At 74.9% G+C, this 7,783-nt stretch carries 7 protein-coding genes; 3 read left to right on the top strand and 4 right to left on the bottom strand.

Going from position 1 to position 7,783, the window contains the following annotated elements; genetic code table 11:
- Nucleotides 1-1,471: aldehyde dehydrogenase family protein (locus ACFU99_RS25115; protein ID WP_384395591.1), on the bottom strand; the 1,471-nt coding region annotated here is incomplete at its 3' end.
- A 130-nt stretch (nt 1,472-1,601) separates the two neighbouring features.
- Entirely contained in the window at nt 1,602-2,864 is a 1,263-nt protein-coding gene (locus ACFU99_RS25120; protein WP_384395594.1) for a GAF domain-containing protein, read from the bottom strand.
- Nucleotides 2,865-3,339: 475 nt separating this feature from the next.
- On the opposite strand from ACFU99_RS25120, the gene ACFU99_RS25125 reads away from it, so the two are divergent.
- The 3 genes from ACFU99_RS25125 (at nt 3,340) to ACFU99_RS25135 (ending at nt 5,621) form a co-directional block, all read left to right on the top strand.
- Complete coding sequence (locus ACFU99_RS25125) at nt 3,340-3,591, top strand: holin (RefSeq protein WP_384395596.1); 252 nt, start codon at nt 3,340-3,342, stop codon at nt 3,589-3,591.
- Between the two features lie 296 nt (nt 3,592-3,887).
- Nucleotides 3,888-4,595: a hypothetical protein gene (locus tag ACFU99_RS25130; RefSeq protein ID WP_384395599.1), complete on the top strand. Its 708-nt coding sequence runs from the start codon at nt 3,888-3,890 to the stop codon at nt 4,593-4,595.
- Between the two features lie 441 nt (nt 4,596-5,036).
- Nucleotides 5,037-5,621 carry a sigma-70 family RNA polymerase sigma factor gene (locus tag ACFU99_RS25135; protein WP_384395602.1) on the top strand — a complete coding sequence of 195 codons (585 nt, stop codon included), beginning with the start codon at nt 5,037-5,039 and terminating at the stop codon, nt 5,619-5,621.
- Nucleotides 5,622-5,704: 83 nt separating this feature from the next.
- On the opposite strand, the gene ACFU99_RS25140 is transcribed toward ACFU99_RS25135, so the two are convergent.
- Complete coding sequence (locus ACFU99_RS25140; protein ID WP_384395604.1) at nt 5,705-6,277, bottom strand: copper chaperone PCu(A)C; 573 nt, start codon at nt 6,275-6,277, stop codon at nt 5,705-5,707.
- Nucleotides 6,274-7,783 (bottom strand): heavy metal translocating P-type ATPase (locus ACFU99_RS25145; protein ID WP_384395607.1); only part of this gene is annotated, 1,510 nt, incomplete at its 5' end. The genes ACFU99_RS25145 and ACFU99_RS25140, both read right to left, overlap by 4 nt.

Consider the following 7,783-nt stretch of genomic DNA (forward strand, 5'->3'; position numbering starts at 1 on the left):
GTTGGTAGTGGTCCAGCATCATCTTGTGGTTCTCGCGGCCGATGCCCGACTGCTTGTAGCCGCCGAAGGCGGCGTGGGCCGGGTAGGCGTGGTAGCAGTTGGTCCAGACGCGGCCGGCCTGGATGGCGCGGCCGGCGCGGTAGGCGAGGTTGCCGTTGCGGGTCCAGACGCCGGCGCCCAGACCGTAGAGGGTGTCGTTGGCCGTCTTGATGGCGTCGTCGAAGTCGGCGAAGGGGGCGACGGCCACGACCGGGCCGAAGATCTCCTCCTGGAAGACGCGCATGCGGTTGTCGCCCTCGAAGATGGTGGGCTGGACGTAGTAGCCGCCCGCGAGGTCGCCGCCGAGGTCGGCGCGGGCGCCGCCGGTGAGGATGCGGGCGCCTTCCTGCTTTCCGATGTCCAAGTAGGAGAGGATCTTTTCCAGTTGATCGTTGGATGCCTGGGCGCCGATCATCGTGTCCGTGTCCAGCGGGTGGCCCGGCACGATCGCCTCGGTGCGGGCCACCGCCGCGTCCATGAAGGCGCGGTAGTGGCCCTGCTGGATCAGGGCGCGGGACGGGCACGTACAGACCTCGCCCTGGTTCAGGGCGAACATCGTGAAGCCTTCGAGCGCCTTGTCGAGGAAGTCGTCGTCCGCCGACGACACGTCGTCGAAGAAGATGTTCGGGCTCTTGCCGCCGAGTTCCAGGGTGACGGGCTTCAGGTTCTCCGACGCGTACTGCATGATCAGGCGGCCCGTCGTGGTCTCCCCGGTGAAGGCGACCTTCGCGATCCTCGGGCTGGACGCGAGCGGCTTGCCCGCCTCGACGCCGAAGCCGTTCACGATGTTGACCACGCCCGGCGGCAGCAGATCCGCCACCAGGCTCATCCAGGAGTGGAGCGAGGCGGGCGTCTGCTCCGCGGGCTTGAGGACCACGGCGTTGCCCGCGGCCAGGGCCGGCGCGAGCTTCCACGCGGCCATCAGGATCGGGAAGTTCCACGGGATGATCTGCGCGACGACGCCCAGCGGCTCGTGGAAGTGGTACGCGACCGTGTCCTCGTCGATCTCCGAGAGGCTGCCCTCCTGGGCCCGGATCGCCCCCGCGAAGTACCGGAAGTGGTCGATCGCCAGCGGGATGTCCGCCGCCAGCGTCTCCCGTACGGGCTTGCCGTTCTCCCAGGACTCCGCGACCGCGAGCGCTTCGAGGTTCGCCTCCATCCGGTCCGCGATCCGGTTCAGCACCGTCGCGCGCTCGGCCGGCGCGGTCCGCCCCCAGGCCGGGGCCGCGGCATGGGCGGCGTCCAGCGCGTGCTCGACGTCCTCGGCCGTGCCCCGCGCGATCTCGGTGAACGGCTGTCCGTTGACCGGCGTCGGGTTCTCGAAGTACCGGCCCTGCTTGGGCGGCACGTACTCGCCGCCGATCCAGTGGTCGTACCGCGAGCTGTAGGAGACGATCGCGTCTGCGGAACCAGGGCTGGCATAACGAGTCATCTAGAGCGGCCTCCGATCGGTCTGCCGCCGTCCGCTCCCTCGCGAACGGCGCTGTGGGCAGGAGGCTAGGGAGCAGGACGTTGCACGGACGTTGCGTCCGGCGTCGAGTCGGGGGGCGGCCAGGGGGCGGCTATCTGTCGTTCACTCCCACCCCGTACGCCTCCCTCAGCGCCCCCGTCCGCGCCGCCACCGCCTCCCGGCCCGGCGCCCGCGCCGCCAGCACCCCCAGCAGCGCCTCGCTCACCTCCAGCTCGTCCTCGCCCCACGGCGACTCCGCCCACCACCGCAGCAGATACGGGTCGCGCGCCGCCAGCAGCGCTCGGCGCACCCCGTCCTCCAGGACGTACCGCGCCCGGCGTACGCCCGGCGCCTCCGACGACGGCAGCAGCGGGCCCCGGTACGTACGCGACACGGCGTGCAGCGCGCCGTCCGCCAGTTCCTCGGCCGCCGCGGCCACGTCGGTGCGCAGCGGAGCGCAGAGCCGGTACGGGCGCGAGACCAGCAGCGGGCCCACCAGGCGGCGCAGTCGGGACAGTTCCGCGCGCAGCGTCACCGGGTCGACGGGACGCTCCCCGTACAGCTCCAACGCCAGCTGATCACCCGTCAGGCCCTCCGGGCGGCACGCCAGCAGCACCATGATCTCGCTGTGCCGCCGGCCCAGCCGCAGCCGCCGGCCGCCGATCGACAGCAGGGCCTCGTCACGGCCCAGCGCCGTCAGGAAGTCCCGCTCCGCGCGGGGCGCGGCCGACAGCTGCGCCTCCGCCGCGCGGGCCGTCGCCTGCACCAGCGCCAGGCTGTACGGGCCCGCCAGATGGTCGCCGCCGGAGATGTCCACGGCGCCCAGCAGCCGCCCGCTCACCGGGTCGTGGACCGGGGCGGCGGCGCAGGTCCACGGCTGCACCACCCGGTTGTAGTGCTCGGTGGTGAAGATCTGCACCGCGTGGTCCGTGGCGAGCGCCGTCCCCGGGCCGTTCGTGCCCGCGTGCCGCTCGTCCCAGCGGCCGCCCGCGACCAGGTTCATCGCCTCGGCCCGGCCCCGCGCCCCGGCGTGCCCCTCCACCCACAGCATGCGCCCGTACTCGTCGCACACCGCCAGCAGATACGCGCCCTCGTCGGCCACCGACCCCAGCAACTCCCTGACCAGCGGCATCGCCCCCGCCAGCGGATGCGCCCGGCGGTACTCCGCCAACTCGCCGTCGCTCAGGTCGATCGGCGCGACGGCCTCCGTCGCCGACCGCGAACGGGCGCAGCGCCGCCACGAGTCGGCGACCACCCGCCGTACCTGCGGGCCGACCGCGCCCCTGGTGAGGAACTCCTCGTGCGCGCAGCGGACCGCACGGCGGCTCTCGGCGGGATCCGCGTCCGCCGCCAGCGCGAGCCATGGGTTGACCACGTGGACCCTCCGCAACGTTCGGCAGCCTCGCTGTCGACGATACTGCCGGTGACGCCGCGCGGAGGGGGCGCGTAACCGGGCGGTGAGGCGTATCCGCAGCCGTGGCAGATCTTCCAGCCGTCCTGGTTCACGGCGAGCTGCCCTCCGCAGTTCGGGCACTGCTCCGCACAGGGCCGCGGCCGACGGGCCGGCGCGCTCGCGCGGAAGCCGTGCGACATGCACACGGTCGCGGTCATGATCCCTCCTTGCCGCCCACATTCCCTGTCGGGCGGCTGCCCCGCAAGAGGAAGAACAAGCCCCCACATGCCCCCGCCCCGAGGCACTTGCGGCCCCGTACGCACGCCCCCACCCTGCGAGTACGCACCTCCGGCCGGCGCCCCCGGCCGCCCCCCGCGCGACGCGCACCCGGACCCCTCCCGTCCGCTCCTGTCTGCTTCCTGTTTCCGCCTCCTTCCGCATCCGAAGGGAAGAGACCATGCCGAACACCCCGGTGGCCACCGCGAAGACCCTCGCCGACATCGCCGAACGCACCGTCACCGCGTACGTCACCACCTTCCTCGGCCTGCTGATGGCCGACGGGTTCGACCTCACCAGCCTCTCCGCGCTCAAGGCCGCCGCCGTCGCCGCGCTCCCCGCGGCCCTCTCCGTGCTCAAGGGAACCATCGGCACCCGCGTCGGCGACAAGAACACCGCCGCCTGGCTGCCGGACCGCCGCACTCGGGCCTGACCGATTCACACGGGGTGTGCGCGCCGCACACACGCGCCCTCGCCGCACACGCTCCCGCCCGGCATCGGGCAGCGGTTCACTCACTGAGGCGAGTCCCACATGGCGCGACGGGACCCAGGGCCGCCGGTCACTTCCCCCGAGCCGCCGGTCCACCGCCTCGTACCGCCGGGCGGACGGTGCGGGGCGGAGCCACGCCCTGCCGTCAGCGGCCGTCGCGGGCCTTCAGCCGACGGCCGTCACGGGCCCTCGCACGCCCCCGGCGTCGCACTGTCCGACCCGAGTGCAACGATGAGCCCATGGAAGCGGGGCACGGACTGCGGGCGCTGCGGGCCATCGTGTTCGCGGCGGTCTGCGTGCTGCTCGCGGCTCTGGGCCACGCGGTCATGTCCGGCGCCGCCGTCCCGTGGTGGGCCATCGGCGGCGCGCTCAGCGGCACCGGCGGCGCGGCCTGGTTCATGGCCGGCCGCGAGCGCGGCCCGCTGCTGGTCACGCTCGCCACCGTGGGCGCCCAGTCCGGCCTGCACTCCTTCTTCGCCGTCGCACAGACCGTGACCAGTACGGCCGGTACGGTCAGTGCGAGCGCGGGACACGCCATGGGCGCGGGACACGCCATGGGCGCGGGACACGTCATGCCCTCCGGCGACGGCGCCATGGCGGCGATGAACTCACCGGACGCACCCGCCGCGATATCCGCGCACGCCACGATGCATCACATGGGGCACGGCGCGCTCGGCATGTGGTCCGCGCACGTCCTGGTCGCCCTCGTCTCCGCCATGTGGCTGTGCGGCGGCGAACAGGCGGCCTTCCGGCTCGGCCGCGCCCTCACGGCACGGCTGTTCGCACCGCTCCTCGTCCTCTTCGACGACGCCCCGCCGACCCGCCCGGCGCCCCGAATACGCCGCACCGACGGCGAACGCGCACGCGCGGCGCAGCGGCTGCGGCAACTGCTCTACGCCCATGTCCTCGCCACCCGTGGCCCACCGGCCCGCGCCGCCGTCGGCTGACGGCACGCACCACGCGACCGGATCACCACATCACCGGCGCGCCCCGCCACGACGGCCCGGCGCCCGGACTCCAGGAAGGACCCAGGGCGATGACCCCTGCCCTGACGCGGGCCGTTCGACGGCCCGGCACAACCCCCGTCCCATCCCCCCTCCCAACCCCCGGCCCGCCCCCCGTGCCGTCCCGCGTGCCCCCCCGCGTGCCCCCCCCCCGGGCCCCATCCCCCCCGTCCCGCGGGGGGCGTCTTCAGCCGCCGCACCCCCTCGGCGAAGCGGCGGCACGGTTCACACCCCCGTACGTGCGCGTCGAGCGCGGCGCCCCGCACGCCCGGAGGCAGCGCCTCGCCGTCGGCGCGGGCGGATATGGCGGTACGGGCATCACAGCAGTCCACCCCCTCATCGTCGCCGGTCCCCAGCGGCCCGCGTCCACTGGGGGAGGCGGCCGTGCGTGACGACGAGACGGTGACCGCCTGGGCGCTCGCGGCGCGCGGCGGCGACGCGGAGGCCGTGGACCGCTTCATCCGCGCCACCCAGAACGACGTCCGGCGCTACGTGGCGCGGCTCAGCGGAGACCCGCAGGGCGCGGACGACCTGGTCCAGGAGACGTATCTGCGCGCGCTGCGCGGCCTGCCGCGCTTCGAGGGCCGCTCGTCCGCGCGTACCTGGCTGCTGGCCATCGCCCGCCGCACGGTCGTGGACCGGCTCCGGTTCAACGCGGCCCGGCCCCGGCTCTCCGACACCGACGACTGGCAGGCGGCCGCCGAACGCACCCAGTCCCCGGCGCTCCCCGGCTTCGACGAAGGGGTCGCGCTCTCGCAGCTCCTGGACCGGCTGCCGTACGAGCGGCGCGAGGCGTTCGTACTGACCCAGTTGCTGGGGCTGCCGTACGCCGAGGCCGCCGTGGTGGCGGGCTGCCCCGTCGGCACCGTGCGCTCGCGTGTGGCGCGGGCCCGCGAGGTCCTCATCGGGCAACTGGCGACCGCCGAACAGGCGGCGGAGCGCGTTCCGGCGCTCGCCCAGGCGAGCTGAGACCGGTGCTCGCGCAGGCGAGCTGACACAGGTCGGGCCGGGGGGACGGGATCACGCCCAGTACCCCCGGCCCGATGTGTTCCTCAGCTCCCCGCCCGTACGACCTCGGCGTCGACCCGGACCGCGCCGCTCTCGCGGAAGTGCAGCACGAACGGCACCCGGTCGCCGACGCGGGCCTTCGGCGGGCCCTGCACCATGATGTCGAGGCCGCTGTGCGACATCTCCAGCTCGCCGCCCGCCGGTACGGGCATCGAGCCGACCATCTCCATCGTGCCGGCGCCCTTCCGCTCGACGTTCCGGCTGAGCATCGCCTCCCGCGCGGAGGGCACCTCGACCCGCAGCAGTTCGTCGTCCGCGCCGCCCGTGTTGCGCACCTGGAAGAACGCGGCGGTCTCGCCGCCGTCGAACGGTACGAGCATCCGGCCGCCGGTCACCTCCAGTTCGGCCGGGCTGCCGGCCGCGCCGGACGCCGCCCACGCCCCGAGCCCGCCGAGCGCGACGGCGAAGGCCGCGACGGGGACAACGGCGGCACGCGCGGCCGGTGCGAGGGCCCGCCACAGGGGAGTGGAGGAGGGAGGCGGCGTCTTGCCGCCGGTGGTCGTGCCCGTGGTCGTGGTGGTGGTCGTGCCCGTGGTGGTGGTCGTGTTCGCGGTCACCGGGCGCCTCCTCGGGTGCTCGTACGGGCGCGGGCCGGCCCCGTGCCGTACGGCCGGGCCCGCCCGGAGTCACTGCCCGCAACGGTGCTTCCCGCCGTTCCGCGCGAGGCCGTCGGCTGCCAGCCCCTCAGCCGCAGGCTGTTGCCCACGACGAGCAGCGAACTGACGGACATCGCGGCCGCCGCGACCATCGGGTTGAGCAGACCGACCGCGGCCAGCGGGACGGTGACGAGGTTGTAGCCGAACGCCCAGGCCAGATTGGCCCGTACGGTCCCCAGCGTGCGGCGCGCCAGCCGCACCGCGTCGGCGAGGGCGCGCATGTCCTCGCGTACGAGCGTCACATCGGCCGCCCCGATGGCGGCGTCCGTGCCGCCGCCCATCGCGATCCCCAGATCGGCCCCGGCCAGCGCCGCCGCGTCGTTGACTCCGTCGCCGACCACGGCGACGCGCCGCCCGCTCGCGCGCAGCGTCCGTACGAGCTCGGCCTTGCTCTCGGGCGTGGAGCGGGGGTGCACCTCGGCGATGCCCAGCTCGTCGGCGACGGCGTGCGCGGTGGCGTCGCTGTCGCCGGTGGCGAGCACGGGCCGCAGCCCGAGCCGCTTGAGGTGGTCCACGGCCCGGTAACTGCCGGGCCGCAACTGGTCCCCGAGCGAGATGACAGCCTCGGCTCGCCCGTCCGCCCGCACGAGCACTGCCGTACGCCCGGCGGCCTCCGCGACCCGTACGGCCTCGGCCAGCTCGGCGGGGAGCATTTCCTCCGCCGGGCCGTGGAGCGGCACACCCGATGACGCGGTACCGGACTCCGCGCCCCGGTCGCCCGCCGGCCCGCCCCCGACCTGGGAGTCGGCCGACCTGGCCCCGCCCTGGGAGCCGACCGCCCCGTCGCCGCCGCCGGACGGCCGATAGGCCGCAGCGTTCCCGGCGTCCGGCCGCACCACCTCGACCCGGCGCCCGTCCACCAGCCCGGTGACCCCGAGGCCCGCCGTAGCGGCGAAGTGCTCGACGCGCGGCAGCGCTTCGGACAGGACGCGGCGGGCATGGGCGGCGATCGCGCGGCCCACCGGGTGCTCCGAACCCGCCTCGGCCGCGCCCGCGAGGCGCAGCGCCGCCCCCTCGCCGAGGCCGTCGGCGCGCGCCGTCACCTCCGCGACCGACATCGAACCGACCGTCAGCGTGCCCGTCTTGTCCAGTACGACGGTGTCCACCCGCCGCAGCCCCTCCAGGGCCTGCGGCCCGCTGACCAGGATGCCCAGCCCCGCGCCCCGGCCGGTGGCCGCGAGCAGGGCGGTGGGGGTGGCCAGGCCGAGGGCGCAGGGGCAGGCGACGACGAGCACGGCCACGGCCGCCGTGACGGCGGCCTGCGGGTCCGCGCCCGCGCCCAGCCAGAAGCCCAGCACGGTGACGGCCACGGCGAGGACCGTGGGGACGAAGACGCCCGCGACGGCGTCGGCGAGCCGCTGCACGCGCGCCTTCCCGGTCTGCGCGTCCTCCACCAGCCGAGCGATG

The organism is Streptomyces sp. NPDC057654, assembly GCF_042800135.1.
In the GTDB taxonomy this organism is placed as follows: domain Bacteria; phylum Actinomycetota; class Actinomycetes; order Streptomycetales; family Streptomycetaceae; genus Streptomyces.